Origin of the sequence: Escherichia sp. E14S1 (assembly GCF_004211995.1) — a bacterium.
GTDB lineage: Bacteria > Pseudomonadota > Gammaproteobacteria > Enterobacterales > Enterobacteriaceae > Escherichia.
The window spans coordinates 26,551-53,290 of sequence record NZ_RHJQ01000001.1; the positions used below are offsets into that span (position 1 = coordinate 26,551).

Here is a 26,740-nt window from a genome sequence, read left to right on the forward strand (position 1 = left end):
CTATGACTTCTCTGTATTTAGCTTCCGGTTCTCCGCGTCGGCAGGAGTTACTTGCGCAACTTGGTGTTTCCTTCGAACGTATCGTTACGGGCATTGAGGAGCAACGCTTTCCGCAGGAGAGCGCTCAGCAATACGTTGTGCGTCTGGCGCGCGAGAAAGCTCAGGCGGGCGTCGCGCAAGCCGCGCAGGATCTCCCGGTGTTGGGTGCGGATACCATTGTGATTCTGAACGGCGAAGTACTGGAGAAACCGCGCGATGCCGATCATGCGGTGCAGATGTTGCGCAAATTATCGGGGCAGACCCATCAGGTAATGACGGCAGTGGCGATGGCCGACAGCCAGTACATTCTCGATTGCCTGGTGGTGACCGATGTGACTTTCAGAACGTTAACAGATGAAGATATCGCGGGCTATGTCGCCAGCGGTGAACCGTTAGATAAAGCAGGTGCATACGGTATTCAGGGGCTTGGTGGTTGTTTTGTCAGGAAGATAAATGGCAGCTATCACGCCGTAGTCGGCTTACCGCTGGTTGAAACGTGTGAATTATTGAGTAATTTTAACGCACTGCGTGAGAAAAGGGATAAACATGACGGCTGAATTGTTGGTAAACGTAACGCCTTCGGAAACACGAGTGGCGTATATTGATGGCGGTATTCTGCAGGAAATTCATATTGAACGTGAGGCGCGACGCGGAATAGTAGGCAATATCTACAAGGGTCGTGTAAGTCGCGTACTTCCGGGTATGCAGGCGGCTTTTGTAGATATTGGGCTGGATAAAGCTGCGTTTCTACACGCTTCTGACATCATGCCGCACACCGAATGTGTGGCAGGTGAGGAACAAAAACAATTTACGGTGCGTGACATCTCGGAACTGGTCCGTCAGGGGCAAGATCTGATGGTACAGGTGGTGAAAGATCCGCTTGGTACCAAAGGCGCGCGCCTGACCACGGATATCACGCTGCCATCTCGCTATCTGGTGTTTATGCCAGGAGCGTCTCATGTTGGGGTTTCCCAACGTATCGAAAGTGAATCCGAACGTGAACGCCTGAAAAAAGTGGTCGCCGAGTATTGCGACGAGCAGGGCGGATTTATCATCCGTACCGCGGCAGAAGGTGTAGGCGAAGCTGAACTAGCCTCCGATGCCGCTTATCTGAAGCGTGTCTGGACCAAAGTCATGGAGCGTAAAAAGCGCCCACAGACGCGTTATCAACTGTACGGTGAACTGGCGCTGGCGCAGCGTGTGCTGCGTGATTTTGCCGATGCCGAGCTGGACCGCATTCGCGTTGATTCACGGCTGACTTACGAAGCATTACTTGAGTTCACTTCTGAGTACATTCCGGAAATGACCAGCAAGCTGGAGCATTACACGGGGCGCCAGCCGATTTTCGATCTCTTTGACGTCGAAAACGAGATTCAGCGGGCGCTGGAACGCAAAGTTGAGTTGAAGTCTGGCGGTTATCTGATTATCGACCAGACCGAAGCGATGACCACCGTGGACATCAATACCGGGGCGTTTGTCGGTCATCGCAATCTGGACGACACCATCTTCAATACTAATATTGAAGCGACGCAGGCCATTGCTCGCCAGTTACGGTTGCGTAACCTGGGCGGAATTATCATCATTGATTTCATCGACATGAATAATGAGGATCACCGTCGCCGCGTACTGCATTCGCTGGAACAGGCGCTGAGCAAAGACCGGGTGAAAACCAGCGTTAACGGCTTCTCGGCGCTGGGGCTGGTGGAAATGACGCGTAAACGCACCCGCGAAAGCATTGAGCACGTACTGTGTAACGAATGCCCAACTTGCCACGGTCGCGGAACGGTGAAAACCGTGGAAACGGTATGCTATGAAATCATGCGCGAGATTGTTCGCGTGCACCATGCTTACGACTCCGACCGTTTCCTGGTCTATGCTTCTCCGGCAGTTGCCGAGGCCTTGAAAGGTGAAGAGTCGCACTCGCTGGCGGAAGTGGAAATTTTTGTGGGTAAGCAGGTTAAAGTACAAATCGAACCGCTCTACAACCAGGAGCAGTTTGACGTCGTCATGATGTAAACAAATGCTGGGCCGCCATCCGGCAAAGTTTTTTGAGTCACATTTTTAGCAGACAAGGAGTGACGGGTGAGGCGATTGCCGGGGATTTTACTGCTTACTGGAGCCGCGCTCGTTGTGATCGCTGCGCTGCTGGTCAGCAGCCTGCGTATTGCTTTGCCGCATCTTGATGCCTGGCGTCCAGAAATCCTCAATAAAATTGAATCTGCTACCGGCATGCCGGTAGAAGCCAGCCAGCTTTCCGCCAGCTGGCAGAATTTTGGCCCCACGCTTGAAGCGCGCGACATTCGCGCGGAGCTGAAAGATGGCGGTGAGTTTTCTGTCAAACGCGTCACTCTGGCGCTGGATGTCTGGCAGAGCCTGCTGCATATGCGCTGGCAGTTTCGCGATCTGACTTTCTGGCAACTGCGTTTCCGCACCAATACGCCCATCACCAGCGGTGGTGGTAATGATGGTCTGGAAGCCAGCCACATCAGCGACCTGTTTCTTCGTCAGTTTGATCACTTCGATCTCCGCGACAGCGAAGTCAGTTTCCTCACGCCATCCGGTCAGCGCGCCGAACTGGCGATCCCGCAACTCACCTGGCTTAACAATCCGCGTCGACACCGTGCGGAAGGCCAGGTAAGCCTCTCCAGCCTCACCGGGCAGCACGGCGTGATGCAAGTTCGCATGGATTTGCGTGATGACGAAGGGCTGTTAAGCAACGGTCGCGTCTGGCTACAGGCTGATGATATTGACCTGAAGCCGTGGCTGGGTAAATGGATGCAGGACAACATTGCGCTGGAAACGGCGCAGTTCTCCCTCGAAGGCTGGATGACGATCGACAAAGGCGATGTAACCGGCGGTGACGTCTGGCTGAAACAGGGCGGTGCCAGCTGGTTGGGCGAGAAGCAAACGCATTCACTGGCGGTAGATAATCTCACCGCACACATTACGCGTGAACATCCCGGCTGGCAGTTTTCTATTCCTGATACCCGCATCACGATGGATGGCAAACGCTGGCCGAGTGGGGCATTGACGCTGGCCTGGATACCGGAACAGGATGTTGGTGGAAAGAATAATAAACGCAGTGACGAACTGCGGATTCGCGCCAGCAATCTGGAACTGGCGGGGCTGGAAGGTATTCGTCCGCTGGCAGCAAAACTTTCACCTGCGCTGGGCGACATCTGGCGGTCTACGCAACCGAGCGGCAAGATCAACACCCTGGCGCTGGATATCCCGCTTCAGGCAGCAGACAAGACTCGCTTTCAGGCATCGTGGAGCGATCTGGCCTGGAAGCAATGGAAATTACTGCCGGGCGCGGAACATTTCTCCGGGACGCTTTCCGGTAGTGTAGAAAATGGTTTACTGACCGCGTCCATGAAACAGGCGAAAATGCCTTACGAAACAGTTTTCCGCGCACCGCTGGAAATTGCTGACGGTAAGGCGACCCTAAGCTGGCTGAATAACGACAAAGGTTTCCAGCTTGATGGCCGCAACATTGATGTTAAAGCCAAAGCCGTCCATGCACGTGGCGGTTTCCGCTACCTGCAACCGACTAATGATGAACCCTGGCTGGGCATTCTGGCGGGTATCAGCACCGATGATGGTTCACAAGCGTGGCGCTATTTCCCAGAAAATCTGATGGGGAAAGAGTTAGTCGATTACTTAAGTGGCGCAATTCAGGGCGGTGAAGCGGATAACGCGACGCTGGTTTATGGCGGCAATCCGCAACTCTTCCCCTATAAACACAACGAAGGTCAGTTTGAGGTGCTGGTGCCGCTGCGTAACGCGAAGTTTGCCTTCCAGCCGGACTGGCCAGCGTTAACTAATCTCGATATTGAACTGGACTTCATAAACGACGGTTTATGGATGAAAACCGATGGCGTCAATCTGGGCGGCGTGCGCGCGAGTAATCTCACCGCAGTGATCCCTGACTACTCGAAAGAAAAATTGCTGATTGATGCTGACATTAAAGGTCCGGGCAAAGCGGTTGGTCCTTACTTTGATGAGACGCCGCTGAAAGACTCTCTGGGAGCAACCCTGCAAGAACTCCAGCTCGACGGCGATGTGAATGCTCGCTTACATCTCGATATCCCATTGAACGGCGAACTGGTTACAGCGAAAGGCGAAGTGACGCTGCGTAATAACAGTCTGTTTATCAAACCACTTGATAGCACACTGAAAAATTTGAGCGGTAAATTCAGCTTTATCAATGGCGATCTGCAAAGCGAACCACTGACAGCAAGTTGGTTTAATCAGCCACTGAACGTGGATTTTTCCACCAAAGAAGGGGCGAAAGCCTACCAGGTCGCGGTGAATCTCAACGGTAACTGGCAGCCAGCGAAAACTGACGTTCTGCCTGAAGCGGTGAATGAAGCGTTAAGCGGCAGCGTGGCCTGGGATGGTAAAGTGGGCATTGAGCTGCCTTATCATGCTGGCGCAACGTATAACGTAGAACTGAACGGTGATCTGAAGAATGTGAGTAGTCACTTACCTTCGCCGTTAGCCAAACCCGCTGGCGAATCGCTGCCGGTTAACATTAAGGTCGATGGCAACCTCAATAGCTTTGAATTAACCGGACAGGCTGGCGCGGATAACCATTTCAACAGCCGCTGGTTGCTCGGTCAAAAGCTGACGCTCGATCGCGCTATCTGGGCGGCAGACAGTAAAACGCTTCCGCCGTTACCGGAACAAAGCGGTGTTGAGTTAAATATGCCATCGATGGATGGTGCCGAGTGGCTGGCGCTTTTCCAGAAAGGCGCGACGGATAAAGTCGGTAGTGCGGTGAGTTTTCCCCAGCACATTACGTTGCGTACGCCAGCGTTGTCGTTGGGAAATCAGCAATGGAATAACCTGAGTATTGTTTCGCAACCGATGGCAAATGGCACTCAGGTCGAGGCGCAAGGACGTGAAATCAACGCTACGCTGGCAATGCGCAATAACGCGCCGTGGCTGGCGACGATTAAATATCTCTATTACAACCCCAGCGTGGCGAAAACCACTGGTGACTCCACGCCGTCGTCACCTTTCCCAACTACGGAGCGCATTAGCTTCCGTGGTTGGCCGGATGCGCAAATACGTTGCGCAGAGTGCTGGTTCTGGGGGCAAAAATTCGGTCGCATCGACAGCGATATCACCATTTCTGGCGATACGTTAACGCTGGCTAATGGACTGATTGATACCGGTTTCTCGCGGCTTACTGCCGAGGGTGAATGGGTTAACAATCCGGGGAATGAACGTACCTCGCTGAAAGGAAAATTACGCGGGCAGAAAATTGATGCCGCTGCTGAATTTTTTGGTGTCACGACGCCAATACGCCAGTCGTCATTTAATGTGGATTACGATTTACACTGGCGGAAAACGCCGTGGCAGCCGGATGAGGCAACGTTGAATGGCATCATCCATACTCAACTGGGCAAAGGTGAAATTACCGACATCAGCACTGGACATGCCGGGCAATTGCTGCGCTTATTGAGCGTCGATGCTCTGATGCGAAAGCTGCGCTTTGATTTCAGGGATACCTTTGGCGAAGGTTTCTATTTTGACTCCATTCGCAGCACGGCGTGGATTAAAGACGGTGTTATGCACACTGATGACACGCTGGTGGATGGACTGGAAGCGGATATCGCCATGAAAGGGTCGGTAAATCTGGTACGCCGCGATCTGAATATGGAGGCGGTTGTCGCACCAGAAATTTCCGCGACGGTGGGTGTGGCTGCGGCCTTTGCGGTTAACCCCATTGTCGGTGCGGCGGTGTTTGCTGCCAGTAAAGTGCTGGGGCCGCTGTGGAGCAAAGTCTCCATTTTGCGCTACCACATTTCTGGTCCGCTGGACGCTCCGCAAATCAACGAAGTATTGCGCCAACCGCGTAAAGAAAAAGCGCAATGATTTGACGATGGCGCGTAATTGCCCCAATCTCATTAGATAATCGTTGCCAAAGGCCAACGAGTCGGAACATAACCGTAGGCCGGATAAGGCGTTTACGCCGCATCCGGCAGCCGTTGCCTGATGCGACGCTGTGCGTCTTATCAGGCCTACAAACCGGAACATAACCGCAGGTCGGATAAAGCGTTTACGCCGCATCCGGCAGCCGTTGCCTGATGCGACGCTGTGCGTCTTATCAGGTCTACAAACCGGAACATAACCGTAGGTCGGATAAGGCGTTCACGCCGCATCCGGCAGCCGTTGCCTGATGCGACGCTGTGCGTCTTATCAGGTCTACAAACCGGAACATAACCGTAGGTCGGATAAGGCGTTCACGCCGCATCCGACAGCCGTAAAAAATCCTCTACCGAAGTAACTAACGAGTAACAAAAACGATGAGTCTGAACCTGGTAAGTGAACAATTGCTAGCGGCGAACGGCCTGAAACATCAGGATTTGTTCGCGATTCTCGGTCAACTGGCCGAACGTCGCCTCGATTACGGCGATCTCTATTTTCAGTCGAGCTATCACGAATCCTGGGTTTTAGAAGACCGCATTATCAAAGATGGTTCTTACAACATCGATCAGGGCGTTGGCGTGCGTGCAGTCAGCGGTGAAAAAACCGGTTTTGCTTACGCCGACCAAATCAGCCTGCTGGCCCTGGAACAGAGCGCACAAGCGGCGCGTACCATTGTCCGTGACAGTGGTGATGGCAAAGTACAGACGTTGGGCGCGGTAGAGCATAGCCCGCTGTATACCTCGCTTGATCCGCTGCAAAGCATGAGCCGCGAGGAGAAACTGGATATTTTACGTCGCGTCGATAAAGTTGCCCGTGAAGCCGACAAACGCGTACAGGAAGTGACTGCCAGCCTCAGTGGCGTCTATGAATTAATTCTGGTTGCGGCCACCGACGGCACCCTGGCGGCAGATGTCCGTCCACTGGTGCGCCTCTCAGTAAGCGTTCTGGTCGAAGAAGACGGTAAACGCGAACGCGGCGCCAGCGGCGGCGGCGGTCGTTTTGGTTATGAATTTTTCCTTGCCGATCTCGACGGTGAAGTCCGTGCGGATGCATGGGCGAAAGAAGCAGTGCGTATGGCGCTGGTCAATCTTTCTGCCGTTGCCGCGCCAGCGGGCACTATGCCGGTGGTTCTCGGCGCAGGCTGGCCGGGCGTGTTGTTACATGAAGCGGTGGGCCATGGTCTGGAAGGCGACTTTAACCGCCGTGGCACTTCGGTCTTTAGTGGCCAGGTCGGCGAACTGGTAGCATCTGAACTGTGTACGGTAGTGGATGATGGCACGATGGTTGATCGCCGTGGTTCGGTGGCGATTGATGACGAAGGTACGCCGGGTCAGTACAACGTGCTGATTGAAAATGGGATCCTGAAAGGTTACATGCAGGATAAACTCAACGCTCGCTTAATGGGTATGGCGCCGACCGGTAATGGTCGTCGTGAATCCTATGCGCACCTGCCCATGCCGCGTATGACCAACACCTACATGCTGCCGGGTAAATCGACGCCGCAGGAAATCATTGAATCCGTCGAGTATGGCATCTATGCGCCAAACTTCGGCGGCGGTCAGGTGGATATCACCTCCGGCAAATTTGTCTTCTCCACCTCAGAAGCGTATCTGATTGAAAACGGTAAAGTGACGAAACCGGTGAAAGGCGCAACGCTGATTGGTTCCGGTATCGAAACCATGCAGCAAATTTCGATGGTGGGCAACGACCTGAAACTGGATAACGGCGTGGGTGTCTGTGGTAAAGAAGGGCAGAGTTTGCCAGTTGGCGTGGGCCAGCCGACGCTCAAAGTCGACAACCTGACCGTTGGCGGTACCGCGTAATCTATCCTGGCCGGTAAGCGTCGCATCAGGCATTGGTTGCCGGATGCGGCGTAAACGCCTTATCCGGCACGCAGATGAATTACTTCTCTTTCCCGCGCCCGTGCATCTCCTGAAACAACTTACCGACCTCGACAAAATAATCCGTCAGTGAGTTGATCACGACCTGCACCTTCAGTGGCAGCTTATCTTTTTCGGTATACAGTGCATAAACCGGGCGTGGATCCGACTGATAACGCGGCAGCAGGATCTCCAGCTCCCCACGATTGATCTCATTGATCACCCACATCAGCGGTACATACGCGATCCCAGCGCCTGCCGTTAACCAGCGCACCAGCGTCATTGGATCATTAGTGACAAACCGTCCTTGTGGGATGAGGCGAGTCGAAATCCCTTCTGGCGCGATCAGTTCAAATTCATTGTCCGGACGCACGCTGTATTCAAGCCATGAATGGCTACTTAAATCGGCGGGTTTTTCCGGTACGCCATACTGTGTGAGATAACTTTTAGCGGCGCACACCACCATCGGCATCGCCCCCAGACGGCGGGAAAATAGGCTGGAATCCTGCAACGCGCCGACGCGGATCACGACATCCAGGCCGTCGGCAATCAGGTCGGGTGCAGGAATTCCGGTAACCAGATTGACGCTTAAACCAGGGTACTCTTTCAACATTTTTGCCGTCAGCCCAGCGAGAACATTTTGAGCCATAGTTGAAGAACAGCCAATGCGCAGCGTCCCGATAGGCGTGTTATTGAAGGCGTACAGTTGCTCATGGACATCCTGCACTTCATGGAGCATCCGACGGCAGCCCTGGTAGTAAATTCTACCTGCTTCGGTCAGGCCAATGCTGCGTGTGCTGCGGTTTAACAACTTTACCTGCAACTCATCTTCCAGTTTAGACACCGTCTGACTGATGGATGAAACGCTCATTTGAAGCTGTCTGGCGGCGGCGGTAAACGAACCAAATTCAACCACTTTGGCGAAAACCGACATGCGTTTTAGTCGTTCCATTATTCACTCTGACTTAAAAGTGATTTAGATCACATAATATAGATAACAGCATAACAGTTACGCTAATATATTAAATATCAATCTACAGCAATGTTGCTCTCGCCCGGCTTTCTATGCCCTTCTCTGCGGCGACAGATGCTGAAAATAATAACACCTGCTCTCTCTATACAACCAAGGTCAACATGAGTCTGTTTCCCGTTATCGTGGTGTTTGGGCTGTCCTTCCCACCGATATTTTTCGAATTGCTTTTATCACTGGCGATTTTCTGGCTGGTGCGCCGGGTCCTTGTGCCAACAGGTATCTACGACTTCGTCTGGCATCCGGCGCTGTTCAACACCGCGCTCTATTGCTGTTTGTTTTATTTGATATCGCGACTGTTCGTTTGAGGTTGAAGTGAAAACACTAATAAGAAAATTCTCCCGTACGGCCATCACGGTCGTATTAGTCATTCTGGCCTTCATCGCAATTTTTAATGCCTGGGTCTATTACACCGAATCTCCGTGGACCCGTGACGCGCGCTTTAGCGCCGATGTGGTCGCGATTGCGCCGGATGTCTCCGGACTCATCACCCAAGTGAATGTTCATGATAACCAGCTGGTGAAAAAAGGACAGGTACTGTTCACCATCGACCAGCCACGCTACCAAAAGGCCCTCGAAGAAGCGGAAGCTGATGTTGCCTATTATCAGGTACTGGCGCAGGAAAAACGCCAGGAAGCTGGACGTCGCAACCGTCTCGGCATACAGGCGATGTCTCGCGAAGAGATAGACCAGGCCAATAACGTGCTGCAAACGGTCCTGCATCAGTTAGCGAAAGCTCAGGCAACCCGCGATCTGGCAAAACTGGATCTTGAACGTACCGTGATCCGCGCGCCAGCAGATGGCTGGGTGACCAACCTCAACGTCTATACCGGTGAATTTATTACGCGTGGTTCAACGGCTGTAGCGCTGGTGAAACAGAACTCCTTCTATGTGCTGGCCTATATGGAAGAAACCAAGCTGGAAGGGGTACGTCCTGGGTATCGCGCAGAAATTACGCCGCTTGGTAGCAATAAAGTGCTGAAAGGGACTGTCGATAGTGTTGCCGCTGGGGTCACTAACGCCAGCAGTACGCGTGACGACAAAGGGATGGCGACCATCGATTCCAACCTTGAATGGGTGCGTCTGGCGCAACGTGTCCCGGTACGTATTCGTCTCGACAACCAGCAAGATAACATCTGGCCTGCGGGGACTACCGCTACTGTGGTGGTTACGGGTAAACAAGATCGCGATGAAAGTCAGGATTCGTTCTTCCGTAAAATGGCCCATCGCCTGCGTGAGTTTGGTTAATCACGATGGGTATTTTCTCCATTGCTAACCAACATATTCGCTTCGCGGTAAAACTGGCGACCGCCATTGTGCTGGCGCTGTTTGTTGGCTTTCATTTTCAGCTTGAAACACCACGCTGGGCTGTTCTGACTGCGGCGATTGTTGCCGCCGGTCCTGCCTTTGCCGCCGGTGGCGAACCGTACTCTGGTGCCATCCGCTATCGCGGCTTTTTGCGCATCATCGGTACATTTATCGGTTGTATTGCCGGGCTGGTGATCATTATTGCGATGATCCGTGCACCATTGTTGATGATTCTGGTGTGCTGTATCTGGGCCGGTTTTTGTACCTGGCTCTCCTCGCTGGTACGAGTAGAGAACTCCTATGCGTGGGGGCTTGCCGGTTATACAGCGCTGATCATTGTGATTACCATTCAGCCAGAACCGCTGCTGACGCCGCAGTTTGCCGTTGAACGTTGTAGTGAAATCGTCATTGGTATTGTGTGTGCTATTGTGGCGGATCTGCTCTTTTCTCCACGATCGATCAAACAAGAAGTGGATCGAGAGCTGGAAAGTTTGCTGGTGGCGCAATATCAACTAATGCAATTATGCATCAAACATGGTGATGGCGAGATTGTTGATAAGGCCTGGGGCGATCTGGTTCGCCGCACCACGGCGCTGCAAGGGATGCGTAGCAATCTGAACATGGAATCTTCCCGCTGGGCGCGTGCCAATCGGCGTTTAAAAGCGATCAACACGTTGTCGCTGACGCTGATCACCCAGTCCTGCGAAACTTATCTCATTCAGAACTCGCGCCCGGAGTTGATCACTGATACCTTCCGCGAATTTTTTGACACGCCGGTAGAAACTGCGCAGGACGTCCATAAGCAGCTAAAACGCCTGCGGCGAGTGATTGCCTGGACCGGGGAACGTGAAACACCCATCACTATTTATAGCTGGGTTGCGGCGGCAACGCGTTATCAGTTGCTCAAGCGAGGCGTTATCAGTAACACCAAAATTAACGCCACTGAAGAAGAGATCCTGCAAGGTGAGCCGGAAGTAAAAGTAGAATCCGCCGAGCGCCATCATGCAATGGTCAACTTCTGGCGTACCACGCTGTCCTGCATGCTGGGGACTTTGTTCTGGCTGTGGACCGGATGGACCTCCGGCAGTGGCGCAATGGTGATGATTGCCGTCGTAACGTCGCTGGCAATGCGTTTACCTAATCCACGCATGGTGGCGATCGACTTTATCTACGGCACGGTAGCTGCGCTACCGTTAGGACTGCTCTATTTTTTGGTGATTATCCCCAATACCCAACAGAGTATGTTGCTGCTGTGCCTTAGCCTGGCGGTGCTGGGATTTTTCCTTGGTATTGAAGTGCAGAAACGGCGGTTGGGATCGATGGGCGCGCTGGCCAGTACGATTAATATTATCGTGTTGGATAACCCGATGACCTTTCAGTTCAGTCAGTTTCTCGATAGCGCGCTGGGGCAAATTGTGGGCTGTGTGCTGGCGTTCATCGTCATTCTACTGGTGCGGGATAAATCGCGCGACAGGACAGGACGCGTGCTGCTTAATCAGTTTGTTTCTGCCGCTGTTTCCGCGATGACCACCAATGTCGCCCGGCGTAAAGAGAACCATCTGCCAGCGCTTTATCAGCAGTTGTTTTTGCTGATGAATAAATTTCCCGGCGATTTGCCGAAGTTTCGCCTGGCGTTAACGATGATTATCGCTCACCAGCGATTGCGTGATGCGCCGATACCCGTGAATGATGATTTATCGGCATTTCACCGACAAATGCGCCGCACAGCGGACCATGTGATTTCTGCCCGCAGCGATGACAAACGCCGTCGTTACTTCGGTCAGTTGCTGGAAGAACTGGATATCTACCAGGAAAAACTACGCATCTGGCAAGCGCCGCCGCAGGTCACGGAACCGGTGCATCGGCTTACCGGTATGCTGCATAAATACCAGCACGCGCTAACCGATAATTAAGTCAAAGCCGACGCCAAAAGGTGTCGGTTGAGATTGCTGACATACTCCAAATTGTCTGATGCGCTACGCTTATCAGGCCTATATTGAATTTGCACCCCCTGGTAGGCCGAATAAGGCGTTCACGCCGCATCCGGCATGAACAAAGTGCACTTTGTCAGTAATCAGAAACCGATGCCAAAAGCGTCGGTTTTTTCATGTCTATACTTAGCGATGAACGGCAGAACTCGCCGCGAAACGTGACGGTGGCAACAGATGAATATCTATAGCTTTGATTTTGATGAGATTGAGAGTCAGGAGGACTTTTATCGCGACTTTCGCCAAACCTTTGGTCTGGCGAAAGATAAGGTGCGCGATCTCGACTCACTGTGGGATGTATTAATGAACGATGTTCTGCCGCTACCGCTGGAGATCGAATTTGTTCATCTGGGAGAAAAAACGCGTCGGCGTTTTGGCGCGTTAATATTGCTGTTTGATGAGGCGGAGGAAGAGCTGGAAGGGCATTTGCGTTTTAATGTTCGTCACTAGCGCAAAAAAAAGCCCCCAAACCGGGGGCAATGTCGTCGGACAAGACGATGAGGGTTTATTTGTACAGTTCAGCTGTGGCGTGCCAGGTATCGCCGCTACGCGCTTCGGTAATCTGGTAAGCAGTCGCGCCTTTCTCTTCCGCTTTTTTGTTCAGCATTTCACGCATATCCATTGGAGAAGATGCTACACCGCTGACGGACACGGTGCCGATGGCTTCACGATTTTGAGCTTGTGCAGCATCAATGGAATCGGCAGCGAAAGCACCGAAAGAGAGGACAGAGAGCACACTTAATGCAGCAACAGTGGTTTTGATTTTCATGATTTTTACCTCGACATAATCTTTTAGCTGGGCCTTTGTTTCGTGACCCATATCACAAAATTAAGTATACACTAATTATTGAGCTAATTAATACCACGCTAACTGTTTCTATTGAGTGAGAATTGTTAAAAAGATTAATTTTTATAACAAAAGTGAATTAAAAATACGGGTGTTTAGTGGAAATAACATTCATTTCAATAAGATATGTGTTTTTGCAAAATGTGCGTTTTTTGCTCTGTGTATTTGTTGTGTGAATGTTTTGTCGCTATAAAACGCACTATTCGTTAAATGAATGGCAGGGGAAAGCAGGGCGATGAATGGAGAATGCAATATTTTCCCCGCCGCCAGAAGCGACGGGGCAGAGATTAAAGCTCCTGGTCGAACAGCTCTAAAATCGCTTCGTACAGGTCTTTGACGGTGAAACCTTTAGCAGGGGTGGTAAAGATGGTGTCATCACCTGCGATGGTGCCAAGAATACCTTCTGCTTTGCCCAGAGAGTCCAGCAGACGCGCAATCAACTGCGCCGCGCCAGGACTGGTATGTATTACAACAACAGCGTCGTTGTAGTCGATATCCAGCACCAGATTCTTCAACGGACTGGAGGTGGTTGGTACGCCCAGTTCAGCTGGCAGGCAGTAAACCATTTCCATCTTTGCATTGCGGGTACGTACAGCACCAAATTTGGTCAACATCCGCGAGACTTTAGACTGATTAATATTGTCAAAGCCTTGCTCCTGCAATGCGGCGACGATTTCGCCCTGGGAGCTAAATTTCTCTTCTTTAAGTAACGCTTTAAACGCTTTAACTAATTCTTCTTGCTTAGACGAGCTTCGCATAAGTCACCCGATATGGTGGTTGATACAACATTATTGTGCATACAGATGAATTTTTATGCAAACAGTCTGCCCTGGAGAAGGCTGAAATAATGTTATGAAAGAGCGGGATTTTATCAAATTTCGTGATTGAGAAACATGCCTGCGTCACGGCGCGCAAATTCCGCTTAAAAGTAAATTAATTGTTATCAAATTGATGTTGTTTTGGCTGAACGGTAGGGTATATTGTCACCACCTGTTGGAATGTTGCTCTGATGCATAAGCGGCTGTTAATTACGTAAGTTAGGTTCCTGATTACGTCAATTAAATGCATAAACGCCAAATTTGCGTGACTACACATTCTTGAGAAGTGGTCATTGTAAACTGTTAATTTGTGGATTAAGGTCGCGGCAGCGGAGCAACATATCTTAGTTTATCAATATAATAAGGAGTTTAGGATGAAAGTCGCAGTCCTCGGCGCTGCTGGCGGTATTGGCCAGGCGCTTGCATTACTGTTAAAAACCCAACTGCCTTCAGGTTCAGAACTCTCCCTGTATGATATCGCTCCAGTCACTCCCGGTGTGGCCGTCGACCTGAGCCATATCCCTACTGCTGTGAAAATCAAAGGTTTTTCTGGTGAAGATGCGACCCCTGCGCTGGAAGGCGCTGATGTGGTTCTAATCTCCGCAGGTGTAGCGCGTAAACCAGGGATGGATCGTTCCGACCTGTTTAACGTTAACGCCGGTATCGTGAAGAATCTGGTACAGCAAATTGCGACAACCTGCCCGAAAGCGTGCATCGGTATCATTACAAACCCGGTAAACACCACGGTAGCAATCGCTGCGGAAGTGCTGAAGAAAGCGGGTGTGTATGACAAGAACAAACTGTTTGGCGTCACCACGCTGGATATCATCCGTTCTAATACGTTTGTCGCTGAACTGAAAGGCAAACAGCCGGGTGAAGTTGAAGTTCCGGTTATTGGCGGTCACTCTGGCGTTACCATTCTGCCGCTGCTGTCTCAAGTTCCTGGCGTAAGCTTTACCGAGCAGGAAGTTGCTGATCTGACCAAACGTATCCAGAACGCGGGTACGGAAGTGGTTGAAGCGAAAGCCGGTGGCGGGTCTGCAACCCTGTCCATGGGCCAGGCAGCTGCACGCTTCGGCCTGTCTCTGGTTCGTGCGTTGCAAGGCGAAAAAGGTGTCGTTGAATGTGCCTACGTTGAAGGTGACGGCCAGTATGCTCGTTTCTTCTCTCAACCGCTTCTGCTGGGTAAAAATGGCGTAGAAGAGCGTAAATCCATCGGTACTCTGAGCGCATTTGAACAGAACGCGCTGGAAGGAATGCTGGATACGCTGAAGAAAGATATCGCCCTGGGCGAAGAGTTCGTTAATAAGTAATTGATTAACGAATAATAAAAAACCGGAGCAACGTCTCCGGTTTTTTGTTTTGAACGCACGACTTAATTGGTCGCCGGATATTCCTGAATAGTGACCTGCAATGTCAGTTTTTTATCGTCACGCATCACCACCACCGGAATCACCGAACCTGGTCGAATTTCTGCCACTTGATCCATTGTCTCCAGAGCGGAGATTGCAGGTTTGTTGTCCACTGAGATAATCAGATCGTTGACCTGGATACCGGCATTAGCCGCCGGGCCATCAGGTGACACTTCATTAACCACAATCCCTTGCAGTTGATCGATACCACCACCTTGCGCGTGTAATGGTGCGATTTCGCGGCCGCCAATACCGATATAGCCACGAATAACACGTCCATCGCGGATTAGCTTATCCATAATTTTGGTTGCCAACTGGAAGGGAATGGCAAAACCGATGCCTTCTGGAGTTTCGCCATCGTTACTCTTATCAAACGACAGTGTGTTGATGCCCATCAGTTCGCCCAGCGAGTTCACCAGTGCACCGCCGGAGTTGCCGTGGTTAATGGATGCATCGGTTTGCAGAAAGTTTTGCCGCCCGGTCGGGTTCAGGCCGATGCGACCCGTGGCGCTGATAATCCCCTGGGTAATGGTTTGCCCGAGGTTGTACGGGTTACCGATCGCCAGCACTACATCGCCAATGTGCGGTATGCGACGAGAATTGATTGGAATGGTGGGTAAACCGCCAGTGGCATTAATTTTGAGCACCGCCAGATCGGTCAGTGAATCAGAGCCAACCAGCAGCGCTTCAAATACACGACCATCCTGTAAGGCGACGATGATCTGATCGGCGTCGTTGATTACATGTTTATTGGTAATGATATAACCACGTTGATCCATTATCACACCTGACCCTAGCGTACGGATCTCAAGCTGGTTGTGTGAGGATGTGTTCAAACCACGGTTATAGACATTTACCACCGCTGGCGCGGCGCGGCGGACCGCCAGATTATAACTGGCAGGCGTCTCGTCGGCACTGTCGAATTGCGGTGTGGAAAGCGGGTTAATGCTGCGCAGCGAAGGCATGGCAACCAGCAAAATAGCGCCGACAATTAATCCAATCGCAACGGATCGTAAGAGCTTCACAAACATGATGGAGGCGTCATTAAAAAAGGGAACGGCAGCAGCATATCACGAGTTAACCGGACATCACACGTCAGCCTGATGCCCGGTTTATGACATTAACGCATTAGCAGGTAAATGCTCTCATTACCGCGCATGATTTGCAGGGCAATAATTGCCGGTTTGGTTGCCAGTACTTTGCGCATCTCAGCAATCGAGTTCACCCGATTGCGGTTCACGCCAATAATTACATCATCTTTCTGTAAACCTGCCTGAGCGGCGGGGCTGTCTTTGACAACTTCGTCGATCTTAATGCCTTTTCCGCCATCTTTTAGCTGACTGTCACTCAACGTTGCGCCTTCCAGCGCCGGTGTAATCATCTCTGCACTGGCTGAAGACGATGTGCTGGTATCAAGCGTCACTTCCACTTCCAGCGGCTTGCCGTTACGTAACAGGCCAAGCTTCACTTTAGTACCAGGTTCAGTGGTGGCGATGCGGGAACGCAATTCGGCGAAGCTATTGAGCGGTTTACCGTTGAGGCTGGTAATAATATCGCCTGCTTTTACGCCCGCTTTCGCCGAGCCAGAACCAGGCAGTACTTCACTGACAAACGCGCCACGTTGCACATCTAAATTAAACGCTTTGGCGATATCGGCACTCATTTCGGTACCTTTAATGCCTAACAGACCGCGTTTAATTTCACCAAAGTCGATAAGTTGCTGCGCCAGGGTACGCGCCATATTGCTGGGGATAGCAAAGCCAATCCCGACGCTACCGCCGCCAGGGGCAAGAATTGCGGTGTTAATACCAATCAACTCGCCGTTAAGGTTTAACAGCGCACCGCCGGAGTTACCCCGGTTAATGGAAGCATCGGTCTGGATAAAGTTTTCCAGACCTTCGAGATTTAACCCGCTGCGACCTAATGCGGAAACAATGCCTGAAGTCGCGGTTTGCCCAAGGCCAAACGGGTTACCGACCGCGACGGCAAAATCACCGACGCGTAGTTTGTCGGAGTCGGCAATGGCGATTTGCGTTAATTTGCTCGGATTCTGAATTTGTAGCAGGGCGATATCGCTCTGGTCGTCGCTGCCAATCAACTTCGCATCAAACTCGCGTCCGTCATTGAGCTGAATACTGATTTTCTGTGCCTGATTGATGACGTGATTGTTGGTCAGCACATAACCTTTATTGGCATTGATGATGACACCGGAGCCTAAACCTTCAAAGGGTTGCGCAGGTTGATCCGGTAAATCATCGCCAAAAAATTTTTTGAATTCTTCCGGGATTTTCTGTTCCTGGCTGGCAGTCCCTTCAACTCGCACGCTTACCACCGCGGGAAGCACTTTTTCCAGCATCGGGGCCAGGCTGGGCAATGGCGCCTGACCGGCAACCTGGCCGGGAATCGACGCGACAGCCTGAAACGGCGCCGAGAGAGTTAACCCGACACTTAACGCTAATGCACTCAACAGCTGGGTTTGTTTTTTCATTATTCCTGCTCTCGTACCTGAATGATAAGAAAAAGAGATTCAAAACAGTTTGATGTTATTGAATTTTCAGACGGCTAACAATGAGACACCAGATTAAATGATAGTCGGGGAGGGAGAGAAGAGGAGGGCGCAATGGCTGCGCCCGCAAAATAAATTAGTCGCGCTTTGCGCCAGTGCGCAGCAGGCCAGATGCGCCTTCAGAATAGTCACGCGGCATCTGCACCGGTGCCTGATCGTTGCTGGCTTCAGACTCAGCCAGACGATTACGGAACGGGTTTGCTTCTGCGGACAGTTCCGGCAGCAGGCTGCTGGAGCTTTTCGCCATGTGTTGATACAACTGGCGATAGTCATGCGCCATGGTATCCAGTAATTCCGCGCTGCGGGCAAAGTGGTTAACCAACTCTTCGCGATACTCGTCCAGTTCAGCTTTATTTTTTTCCAGTTCGTACTGCAACGCCTGTTGCTGGCGTAGTTTACGATTACCAAAACGCATGGCCACAGCACCAATAATGATGCCGACGACTAACCCAATTAGCGCATATTCCCAGGTCATGAACATCTCCCGTTGTCTTTTGTTTCCGTAGGGTGTTGGCTTCAGGCTCCATGCCTGCGGCTGATTATGCCACTATAACCGTTAATTCCACAGAAGTGGAATCCCGACTGCATATCGCGTAGTGTAGAACGGCCTTTTTTTCGTCAACCGTGAACAACGGCACACCGATTATTCAAGGAATAACAAGAAAATCATGCAAAGCGTTACCCCGACATCGCAATACCTGAAGGCGCTCAATGAAGGCAGCCATCAACCTGACGACGTACAAAAAGAGGCCGTCAGTCGGCTGGAGATTATCTACCAGGAATTAATCAACAGCACGCCGCCCACTGCGAGGGCGAGTGGGTTAATGGCGCGAGTCGGTAAACTGTGGGGTAAGTGCGAAGAGGCAAGCAGTGCGTCGGTGCGTGGCTTATATATGTGGGGCGGTGTAGGACGCGGGAAAACCTGGCTGATGGACCTTTTCTATCAAAGTTTGCCGGGTGAGCGGAAACAGCGCCTACACTTTCACCGTTTTATGCTGCGCGTGCATGAAGAACTGACTGCATTACAGGGGCAGACTGACCCGCTGGAAATTATTGCCGATCGCTTCAAAGCAGAAACCGATGTCCTCTGTTTTGATGAATTTTTTGTTTCGGATATTACCGATGCCATGTTGCTTGGCGGTTTAATGAAAGCCCTGTTCGCTCGCGGAATAACGCTGGTCGCAACGTCAAATATTCCGCCTGATGAGCTTTATCGTAATGGCCTGCAACGAGCGCGTTTTCTACCGGCTATCGACGCCATTAAACAGTATTGCGATGTAATGAATGTCGATGCAGGCGTCGATTATCGACTACGGACGCTTGCCCAGGCGCATTTGTGGCTGTCGCCGCTCAATGATGAAACCCGTGCGCAAATGGATAAACTTTGGTTGGTTCTGGCGGGAGCGAAACGCGAAAATTCACCGACGTTAGAAATCAACCATCGCCCGCTGGCGACAATGGGCGCTGAGAATCAGACGCTTGCCGTCTCTTTTACCACCTTGTGTGTCGATGCCCGCAGCCAGCATGACTATATAGCGCTCTCACGCCTCTTTCACACAGTGATGTTGTTTGATGTGCCAGTCATGACGCGGTTGATGGAGAGCGAAGCGCGACGTTTTATTGCGCTGGTGGATGAGTTTTACGAGCGCCATGTCAAATTAGTGGTGAGCGCAGAAGTGCCTTTGTATGAAATTTATCAGGGCGAGCGACTGAAGTTTGAGTTCCAGCGTTGCCTGTCACGTCTACAAGAGATGCAGAGCGAAGAGTATTTGAAGCGCGAGCATTTGGCGGGGTAAAACCTGCCATAAATCACAAAAAGGGGTCGATCTTTGACCCCGACTTCTCTATAATCCTGCGACCCCACGTTACAAGAAAGTTTTTTTTCCCGAAACTTTTTGTGTGCTGGCATAGGCTATTCGAAGGGGTAGGTTTGCCGGACTTTGTCGTGTGAACCTCAACAATTGAAGACGTTTGGGTGTTCACCAACGTGTAACTATTTATTGGGTAAGCTTTTAATGAAAACTTTTACAGCTAAACCAGAAACCGTAAAACGCGACTGGTATGTTGTTGACGCGACCGGTAAAACTCTGGGCCGTCTGGCTACTGAACTGGCTCGTCGCCTGCGCGGTAAGCACAAAGCGGAATACACTCCGCACGTAGATACCGGTGATTACATCATCGTTCTGAACGCTGACAAAGTTGCTGTAACCGGCAACAAGCGTACTGACAAAGTGTACTATCACCACACCGGTCACATCGGTGGTATCAAACAAGCGACCTTTGAAGAGATGATTGCTCGCCGTCCTGAGCGTGTGATTGAAATCGCGGTTAAAGGCATGTTGCCAAAAGGCCCGCTGGGTCGTGCTATGTTCCGTAAACTGAAAGTTTACGCGGGTAACGAGCACAACCACGCGGCACAGCAACCGCAAGTTCTTGACATCTAATCGGGATTATAGGCAATGGCTGAAAATCAATACTACGGCACTGGTCGCCGCAAAAGTTCCGCAGCTCGCGTTTTCATCAAACCGGGCAACGGTAAAATCGTTATCAACCAACGTTCTCTGGAACAGTACTTCGGTCGTGAAACTGCCCGCATGGTAGTTCGTCAGCCGCTGGAACTGGTCGACATGGTTGAGAAACTGGATCTGTACATCACTGTTAAAGGTGGTGGTATCTCTGGTCAGGCTGGTGCGATCCGTCACGGTATCACCCGCGCTCTGATGGAGTACGACGAATCCCTGCGTTCTGAACTGCGTAAAGCTGGCTTCGTTACTCGTGACGCTCGTCAGGTTGAACGTAAGAAAGTCGGTCTGCGTAAAGCACGTCGTCGTCCGCAGTTCTCCAAACGTTAATTGCTTTCTGCTTCGGCAGAATACAATTTGCGAAAAAAACCCGCTTCGGCGGGTTTTTTTATGGCTAAAGTCCGATTCCAGCCTCTTTTCCCTCTCTCTTCAGCATTATTCTCTTTTTAATAGTATTTTCCACGTACTGTAGAAAAGGATATCGCGATGGGATTATTTAATGCATTGTTTAACAAGAAAGAATCTTTAACGTTGTCGAATAAATGGGAGTTCTTTATTACAACAGTGGATGACCATGTCACGGGCATACGTGTTGATATCGGCGCCGTTCAGGATGAAAGATTTGATCGACTTAACCACACATGGTTCTTTCGTGTGCGTTATACCCATTGTTATGAAAACGGTTTACCGCAGCCTGATGAAACACAACGTTTAAATCGTATAGAGGATTGGCTTGAGGAGAGGGGCAAGGCATTACCGATTTGGTTGGTGGGGGTGGTAACACAAGAGGGCTGGCGCGATTTTGTTTTCCAGTCGGAAAAAGATCTGGACTGGGAAAGAACGCTGGATAAATTGCTCGCGGGTGGCCCGGAAGTCTCTTGCAGCTATAGTATGAGTAAAAACGATAACGGAAATTACTACCGCCAGTTCCTGTACCCGTCGAAATATGACTGGAACTGGATACACGATTCCCGCGTATGCCGTGGGCTGCTGGAACATGGTGACGATTTGACTCTTCCACGCACCATTGATTACTACGCGACATTGCCGACAGAAGCTGCTGCACGCGCCTTTGCGGAGGACGTGACGAAATTGCCATACGGCATTACGCTGGTGAGCATTCGGATGAACGACCAACAACCAGGGTATATGGCGTCATTTACTAACACTGATGCTCCTGAACAATGGCATATGACCGAGATTACATGCCAGCTTACCGATTTGGCTGAAAAGCATGGCGGTAGTTTTGATGGCTGGGGCGCACCGATAGCAACGGCGTAAAAGAGGCAGACAACATTTCTGGTGGGGATTAAGTCAAGCATTTCAGACTAAGGAACATCTCTTTTTCCCCATTTCCGGCATCGACTCACCACAAAGGTCGCAAAATCTGGTAAACTATCATCCAATTTTCTGCCCAAATGTCGGGTATTGCTCATTTTTTGTTTGTTTTTCGAACAAAGAGAGTCGTTCCTTACTGGGTAACACAACTTCTGACTGGCCACCTGGTGGCTGGTAGCAGTAAAAATTCTGACTATACCTGGAGGTTTTCATGGCTGTCGCTGCCAACAAACGTTCGGTAATGACGCTGTTTTCCGGTCCTACTGACATCTATAGCCATCAGGTCCGCATCGTGCTGGCTGAAAAAGGTGTAAGTTTCGAGATCGAACACGTGGAAAAGGACAATCCGCCTCAGGATCTGATTGACCTCAACCCGAATCAGAGCGTTCCGACCCTGGTGGATCGTGAGCTGACCCTGTGGGAATCTCGCATCATTATGGAATACCTGGATGAGCGTTTCCCGCATCCGCCACTGATGCCTGTTTACCCGGTAGCTCGCGGTGAAAGCCGCCTGTACATGCACCGCATCGAAAAAGACTGGTACACGCTGATGAACACCATCATCAACGGTTCAGCTTCTGAAGCGGATGCCGCTCGTAAGCAACTGCGCGAAGAACTGCTGGCTATTGCGCCGGTCTTCGGTCAGAAGCCGTACTTCCTGAGCGATGAGTTCAGCCTGGTCGATTGCTACCTTGCTCCGCTGCTGTGGCGTCTGCCGCAACTGGGCATCGAGTTCAGCGGCCCGGGGGCGAAAGAGCTGAAAGGCTATATGACCCGCGTCTTTGAGCGTGACTCTTTCCTTGCTTCCTTAACCGAAGCTGAACGTGAAATGCGTCTGGGCCGGAGTTAATCTGTATGGATTTGTCACAGCTAACACCACGTCGTCCCTATCTGCTGCGTGCATTCTATGAGTGGTTGCTGGATAACCAGCTCACGCCGCACCTGGTGGTGGATGTGACGCTCCCTGGCGTGCAGGTTCCTATGGAATATGCACGTGACGGGCAAATCGTACTCAACATTGCTCCGCGTGCGGTCGGCAACCTGGAACTGGCGAATGATGAAGTGCGCTTTAACGCGCGCTTTGGCGGTATCCCGCGGCAAGTTTCAGTACCGCTGGCTGCTGTGCTGGCTATCTACGCCCGTGAAAATGGCGCAGGCACGATGTTCGAGCCTGAAGCTGCCTACGACGAAGATGCCAGCATCATGAATGATGAAGATGTATCGGCAGATAATGAAACCGTTATGTCGGTCATTGATGGCGATAAGCCAGATCGCGATGATGATAATCATCCTGATGATGAACCGCCGCAACCGCCACGTGGTGGTCGCCCGGCATTACGCGTTGTGAAGTAAAACAAAAACAGGCCCGGGTGGCCTGTTTTGTCGTTTTAAGGGCTTAATAAAATAGCGTAATTGTGGCGATCATATTCACCACGAATCCGACGGCCATGGGGATCGCAGTCCGCTTCACCACTTCAAAGGGCGAAACGCCTGCTATTCCTGAAGTTACTACCACTACCGCAGTAATCGGCGAAACCGCACGCGCCAGCGTTGTGGCAAAGTGCATCGGCATAATCATCACTACCGCGGGTACGTGCAGTCCAGCTGCGATATTCGGAATAAGGCTGGCAAATGACATAAATGGCGCATTGCCGGAGCCCATCACAATGGCACAAATGGCAATTACCAGCGCCATAATAATCATCACGCCAATGCCACCAAGGCCAGAATGCTCTGCGCCTTTGATAACCGCATCAACGGTGCCAATCGTCGTTAAGCCTTTCGCAAATATTTCACCAGCGACCACCAGCGTTACCACGTTGGCAAACTGCGTACCCATGCCGTCAAAAAACGCCTGCACATCGTCCATTGTTTCGCGCAAGTTATGCTTGCGGAAGAACTCAACAAACATCGTCACCGTCAAACTCAGTAACATCACCACCACCAGATGCAGTTCTGACTGCATCAGCCCAACGTGGGCGAGGAACAGCGAGCCGAGCATCAGGATTAACGGCATCACCGGTAAAATGGCGTAATAGAGCGGTGGAACATTGTTGAGATCCTTTTGCTCCGCCTGTTCGTGATTGATATTTTTATCTTTTTTGTCAAAAGCGCGTTGCACGAAAAAGTGGGAGATTGCCACTGAGAGAATGACACAAGAGGCGACCGGTAGCTGATAGTGGAAGAAGTAAGTGGCGATTTTCATTCCCGCTACCTGGGCGGCAAAAATGGAGTTCGTTTCCAGAATTCCCCATTCAATAGACATGGTGGTCGCGATAACCGCCACCGCAGAGAGGCGGCTTACTCCCAGACTCACCAGCGTCGGAAATAACGTGACCATCAGCAACATACCCAGACCGGAGGCGCTGGTAATAAACTGCGCCATGATTTGACCGATGACGTAAGTTGCCGACAGTATGAGATACGGTGAGCGAATGAGCTTTAACGGGCGGCTTAACAAGCTCACCATCGCCCGACTGGCTCCTATGCGCTCCATGTAACGGGCATAACCGCCCACCGCCATAATCGACAGCCCCAACCCGGCAATGCGGTTGGACAGCATGCGCAGGATTTCATTATAAATATCAACAATCAAATAGCCGCTGCTTTTGGCGGGGTCGAGTACACCCCCAAACCCTAACCAGGCACCACACATCATCAGGAAGATACCCGCTGTGGCCAGCACCACCTGTGGTTTGTAATTTTTAAGGATCAAATAGCCCATCGTTATTAACACGATGACAGAAATAATTATGCCGAACATTGTTCAACTCCGTGTCAAAAGAATATGGTCAATCCCAGTAACGGCAGATTGAAAACAATGATGTTATATTTTTTACAAGGCTATTTATGGTGTTGGTGTCGAATTTTTTAATCGTAATAAAGAGGGTTTTTCATTATAAAATATACATTTATGATTATTTCGCAAGAACACATTCATAATATTCATAATGTCTATGAATATTCTTGTAAATAATTTGGCTGGGATGTTTTTATCTGCGTTATATTTATTTTTCGCAAAAGTTAATTATTAAATTAATTACGATAATGATGGTGTACGAAGAGTAAAACCCTTCGTTTCACCCTGCTTTCATTCCTGTGATAGGATGTCATTGATGATGTTAATCACACTGACCTTAAAGAATGGGCCTTATGAACGCATTTGATTCGCAAAACGAAGATTCTTCACCTGCAATTGGTCGCAACTTGCGTAGCCGTCCGCTGGCGCGTAAAAAACTCTCCGAAATGGTGGAAGAAGAGCTGGAGCAGATGATCCGCCGCCGCGAGTTTGGCGAAGGGGAGCAGTTGCCGTCTGAGCGCGAACTCATGGCGTTCTTTAACGTCGGGCGTCCTTCGGTGCGTGAAGCGCTGGCGGCGTTAAAGCGTAAAGGTCTGGTGCAAATAAATAACGGTGAGCGCGCTCGCGTCTCGCGTCCTTCTGCGGACACAATCATCGGCGAGCTGTCCGGTATGGCGAAAGATTTCCTTTCTCATCCAGGAGGGATAGCCCATTTCGAACAGTTACGTTTGTTCTTTGAGTCCAGCCTGGTGCGCTATGCGGCTGAACATGCCACCGATGAACAAATTGATTTGCTGGCAAAAGCCCTGGAAATCAACAGTCAGTCGCTGGATAACAATGCCGCGTTCATTCGTTCAGACGTTGATTTCCACCGCGTACTGGCGGAGATCCCGGGTAATCCGATCTTTAAGGCAATCCACGTTGCCTTGCTCGACTGGTTGATCGCCGCGCGCCCAACGGTCGCCGATCAGGCATTGCACGAGCATAACAACGTCAGCTATCAACAACATATTGCGATTGTTGACGCGATCCGCCGCCACGATCCCGACGAAGCCGATCGCGCGTTGCAATCGCATCTCAACAGCGTTTCTGCCACCTGGCACGCCTTCGGCCAAACCACTCACAAAAAGAAATAATGCCACTTTAGTGAAGCAGATCGCATTATAAGCGTTCTGTATGATGTGTTGCTTATTTGATCTGGTATAACAGGTATAAAGGTATATCGTTTCAACAGACAAGCATCACTTCAGAGGTATTTATGGCAACGAATTTACGTGGCGTGATGGCCGCACTCCTGACTCCTTTTGACCAACAACAAGCACTGGACAAAGCGAGTCTGCGCCGCCTGGTTCAGTTCAATATTCAGCAGGGCATCGACGGTTTGTACGTGGGGGGGTCGACAGGCGAAGCCTTTGTGCAGAGCATTTCCGAGCGTGAACAGGTACTGGAAATCGTCGCCGAAGAGGCGAAAGGCAAGATTAAATTAATCGCTCACGTAGGTTGCGTCAGTACTGCTGAAAGCCAACAGCTTGCGGCTTCAGCCAAACGTTATGGCTTCGATGCCGTCTCCGCCGTTACGCCGTTCTACTATCCTTTCAGCTTTGAAGAACACTGCGATCACTATCGGGCAATCATTGACTCGGCGGATGGTTTGCCGATGGTGGTGTACAACATTCCGGCATTGAGCGGGGTAAAACTGACTCTGGATCAGATCAATACACTGGTTACGTTACCTGGCGTAGGTGCACTGAAACAGACCTCTGGCGATCTCTATCAGATGGAGCAGATCCGTCGCGAACATCCGGATTTGGTGCTCTATAACGGTTACGACGAAATCTTCGCCTCCGGCCTGCTGGCGGGCGCAGACGGCGGTATCGGCAGTACTTACAACATTATGGGCTGGCGCTATCAGGGTATCGTGAAGGCGCTGAAAGAAGGTGATATCCAGACCGCGCAGAAACTGCAAACTGAGTGCAACAAAGTCATTGATTTGCTGATTAAAACTGGCGTATTCCGTGGCCTGAAAACCGTCCTGCACTATATGGATGTGGTGTCTGTTCCGCTATGCCGTAAACCGTTTGGTCCGGTTGATGAAAAATATCTGCCAGAAATGAAGGCGCTTGCCCAGCAGTTGATGCAAGAGCGCGGGTGAGTTCTTTCCCCTCGCTCGCCCCTACCGGGTGAGGGGAAATAAGCGCATCTGTACCCTACAATTTTCATACCAAAGCGTGTGGGCATTGCCCACCGCGGGAGAC

24 protein-coding genes are annotated in these 26,740 nt (G+C 51.0%); 17 read left to right on the forward strand and 7 right to left on the reverse strand.

Features of this window, described 5'->3' with window-relative positions; all coding sequences use genetic code 11:
• Positions 1–2 precede the first annotated feature (2 nt).
• The 4 genes from yhdE (at position 3) to tldD (ending at position 7,799) form a co-directional block, all read left to right on the forward strand.
• Entirely contained in the window at positions 3–596 is a 594-nt protein-coding gene (gene yhdE / locus D9734_RS00145) for a nucleoside triphosphate pyrophosphatase YhdE (RefSeq protein ID WP_130204520.1), read from the forward strand.
• Positions 586–2,055, forward strand: coding sequence for a ribonuclease G (rng, locus tag D9734_RS00150; RefSeq protein WP_000123197.1), 1,470 nt, complete (start codon positions 586–588; stop codon positions 2,053–2,055). Before yhdE ends, rng begins: the two co-directional genes overlap by 11 nt.
• 66 nt (positions 2,056–2,121) lie before the next feature.
• A complete protein-coding gene (gene yhdP / locus D9734_RS00155) occupies positions 2,122–5,922 on the forward strand; it encodes an AsmA2 domain-containing protein YhdP (RefSeq protein ID WP_130204522.1) in 3,801 nt (1,266 codons plus the stop codon).
• A gap of 431 nt (positions 5,923–6,353) precedes the next feature.
• Positions 6,354–7,799: a metalloprotease TldD gene (tldD, locus tag D9734_RS00160; protein WP_130204524.1), complete on the forward strand. Its 1,446-nt coding sequence runs from the start codon at positions 6,354–6,356 to the stop codon at positions 7,797–7,799.
• A gap of 79 nt (positions 7,800–7,878) precedes the next feature.
• Here tldD and aaeR read toward each other — a convergent pair whose 3' ends face one another.
• Positions 7,879–8,808 carry an HTH-type transcriptional activator AaeR gene (gene aaeR, locus D9734_RS00165; RefSeq protein ID WP_130204526.1) on the reverse strand — a complete coding sequence of 310 codons (930 nt, stop codon included), beginning with the start codon at positions 8,806–8,808 and terminating at the stop codon, positions 7,879–7,881.
• 182 nt (positions 8,809–8,990) lie between these two features.
• Here aaeR and aaeX point away from each other — a divergent pair, with 182 nt between their 5' ends.
• From aaeX to D9734_RS00185, 4 genes are all read left to right on the forward strand, one after another.
• Entirely contained in the window at positions 8,991–9,194 is a 204-nt protein-coding gene (aaeX, locus tag D9734_RS00170; RefSeq protein ID WP_000051841.1) for a p-hydroxybenzoic acid efflux pump operon protein AaeX, read from the forward strand.
• Positions 9,195–9,201: 7 nt separating this feature from the next.
• Positions 9,202–10,134 (forward strand): p-hydroxybenzoic acid efflux pump subunit AaeA, encoded by a 933-nt coding sequence (gene aaeA / locus D9734_RS00175; RefSeq protein ID WP_130204528.1) that lies wholly within the window; start codon positions 9,202–9,204, stop codon positions 10,132–10,134.
• A gap of 5 nt (positions 10,135–10,139) precedes the next feature.
• Positions 10,140–12,107: a p-hydroxybenzoic acid efflux pump subunit AaeB gene (gene aaeB, locus D9734_RS00180; protein WP_130204530.1), complete on the forward strand. Its 1,968-nt coding sequence runs from the start codon at positions 10,140–10,142 to the stop codon at positions 12,105–12,107.
• A gap of 252 nt (positions 12,108–12,359) precedes the next feature.
• Complete coding sequence (locus D9734_RS00185) at positions 12,360–12,632, forward strand: barstar family protein (RefSeq protein WP_001028998.1); 273 nt, start codon at positions 12,360–12,362, stop codon at positions 12,630–12,632.
• A 55-nt stretch (positions 12,633–12,687) separates the two neighbouring features.
• Here the strand turns inward: D9734_RS00185 and yhcN are convergent, their stop codons facing one another.
• Positions 12,688–12,951, reverse strand: coding sequence for a peroxide/acid stress response protein YhcN (gene yhcN / locus D9734_RS00190; RefSeq protein WP_000695690.1), 264 nt, complete (start codon positions 12,949–12,951; stop codon positions 12,688–12,690).
• 365 nt (positions 12,952–13,316) lie between these two features.
• A complete protein-coding gene (argR, locus tag D9734_RS00195; RefSeq protein WP_064529494.1) occupies positions 13,317–13,787 on the reverse strand; it encodes a transcriptional regulator ArgR in 471 nt (156 codons plus the stop codon).
• Between the two features lie 434 nt (positions 13,788–14,221).
• On the opposite strand from argR, the gene mdh reads away from it, so the two are divergent.
• Positions 14,222–15,160 (forward strand): malate dehydrogenase, encoded by a 939-nt coding sequence (gene mdh / locus D9734_RS00200; RefSeq protein WP_064529495.1) that lies wholly within the window; start codon positions 14,222–14,224, stop codon positions 15,158–15,160.
• Between the two features lie 62 nt (positions 15,161–15,222).
• Here the strand turns inward: mdh and degS are convergent, their stop codons facing one another.
• From degS to zapG, 3 genes are all read right to left on the reverse strand, one after another.
• Positions 15,223–16,290, reverse strand: coding sequence for an outer membrane-stress sensor serine endopeptidase DegS (degS, locus tag D9734_RS00205; protein WP_064529496.1), 1,068 nt, complete (start codon positions 16,288–16,290; stop codon positions 15,223–15,225).
• Between the two features lie 89 nt (positions 16,291–16,379).
• On the reverse strand, positions 16,380–17,747 hold the full coding sequence (gene degQ, locus D9734_RS00210; RefSeq protein WP_130204532.1) for a serine endoprotease DegQ: 1,368 nt from the start codon (positions 17,745–17,747) through the stop codon (positions 16,380–16,382).
• A 154-nt stretch (positions 17,748–17,901) separates the two neighbouring features.
• The gene (zapG, locus tag D9734_RS00220; RefSeq protein WP_010345273.1) at positions 17,902–18,300 is read right to left on the reverse strand and encodes a Z-ring associated protein ZapG; all 399 of its coding nucleotides are present in this window, start codon (positions 18,298–18,300) and stop codon (positions 17,902–17,904) included.
• 193 nt (positions 18,301–18,493) lie between these two features.
• Here zapG and zapE point away from each other — a divergent pair, with 193 nt between their 5' ends.
• The 6 genes from zapE to sspB all read left to right on the forward strand — a co-directional run bounded on the left by zapE (position 18,494) and on the right by sspB (position 23,038).
• Positions 18,494–19,621, forward strand: coding sequence for a cell division protein ZapE (gene zapE, locus D9734_RS00225; protein ID WP_130204534.1), 1,128 nt, complete (start codon positions 18,494–18,496; stop codon positions 19,619–19,621).
• Between the two features lie 219 nt (positions 19,622–19,840).
• Positions 19,841–20,269 carry a 50S ribosomal protein L13 gene (gene rplM / locus D9734_RS00230; protein ID WP_000847559.1) on the forward strand — a complete coding sequence of 143 codons (429 nt, stop codon included), beginning with the start codon at positions 19,841–19,843 and terminating at the stop codon, positions 20,267–20,269.
• 15 nt (positions 20,270–20,284) lie between these two features.
• Positions 20,285–20,677 (forward strand): 30S ribosomal protein S9, encoded by a 393-nt coding sequence (gene rpsI, locus D9734_RS00235; protein WP_000829818.1) that lies wholly within the window; start codon positions 20,285–20,287, stop codon positions 20,675–20,677.
• 156 nt (positions 20,678–20,833) lie between these two features.
• Entirely contained in the window at positions 20,834–21,628 is a 795-nt protein-coding gene (locus D9734_RS00240; protein ID WP_130204536.1) for a DUF695 domain-containing protein, read from the forward strand.
• Positions 21,629–21,896: 268 nt separating this feature from the next.
• Entirely contained in the window at positions 21,897–22,535 is a 639-nt protein-coding gene (sspA, locus tag D9734_RS00245; RefSeq protein ID WP_000257293.1) for a stringent starvation protein SspA, read from the forward strand.
• 5 nt (positions 22,536–22,540) lie between these two features.
• Positions 22,541–23,038, forward strand: a complete 498-nt coding sequence (gene sspB / locus D9734_RS00250) for a ClpXP protease specificity-enhancing factor (RefSeq protein ID WP_064529500.1) — start codon at positions 22,541–22,543, stop codon at positions 23,036–23,038.
• Positions 23,039–23,081: 43 nt separating this feature from the next.
• On the opposite strand, the gene dcuC is transcribed toward sspB, so the two are convergent.
• Positions 23,082–24,449 carry an anaerobic C4-dicarboxylate transporter DcuC gene (gene dcuC / locus D9734_RS00255; RefSeq protein WP_130204538.1) on the reverse strand — a complete coding sequence of 456 codons (1,368 nt, stop codon included), beginning with the start codon at positions 24,447–24,449 and terminating at the stop codon, positions 23,082–23,084.
• A 380-nt stretch (positions 24,450–24,829) separates the two neighbouring features.
• On the opposite strand from dcuC, the gene nanR reads away from it, so the two are divergent.
• On the forward strand, positions 24,830–25,621 hold the full coding sequence (gene nanR, locus D9734_RS00260; RefSeq protein WP_130204540.1) for a transcriptional regulator NanR: 792 nt from the start codon (positions 24,830–24,832) through the stop codon (positions 25,619–25,621).
• 122 nt (positions 25,622–25,743) lie between these two features.
• Complete coding sequence (gene nanA / locus D9734_RS00265; RefSeq protein ID WP_130204542.1) at positions 25,744–26,637, forward strand: N-acetylneuraminate lyase; 894 nt, start codon at positions 25,744–25,746, stop codon at positions 26,635–26,637.
• Positions 26,638–26,740 lie beyond the last annotated feature (103 nt).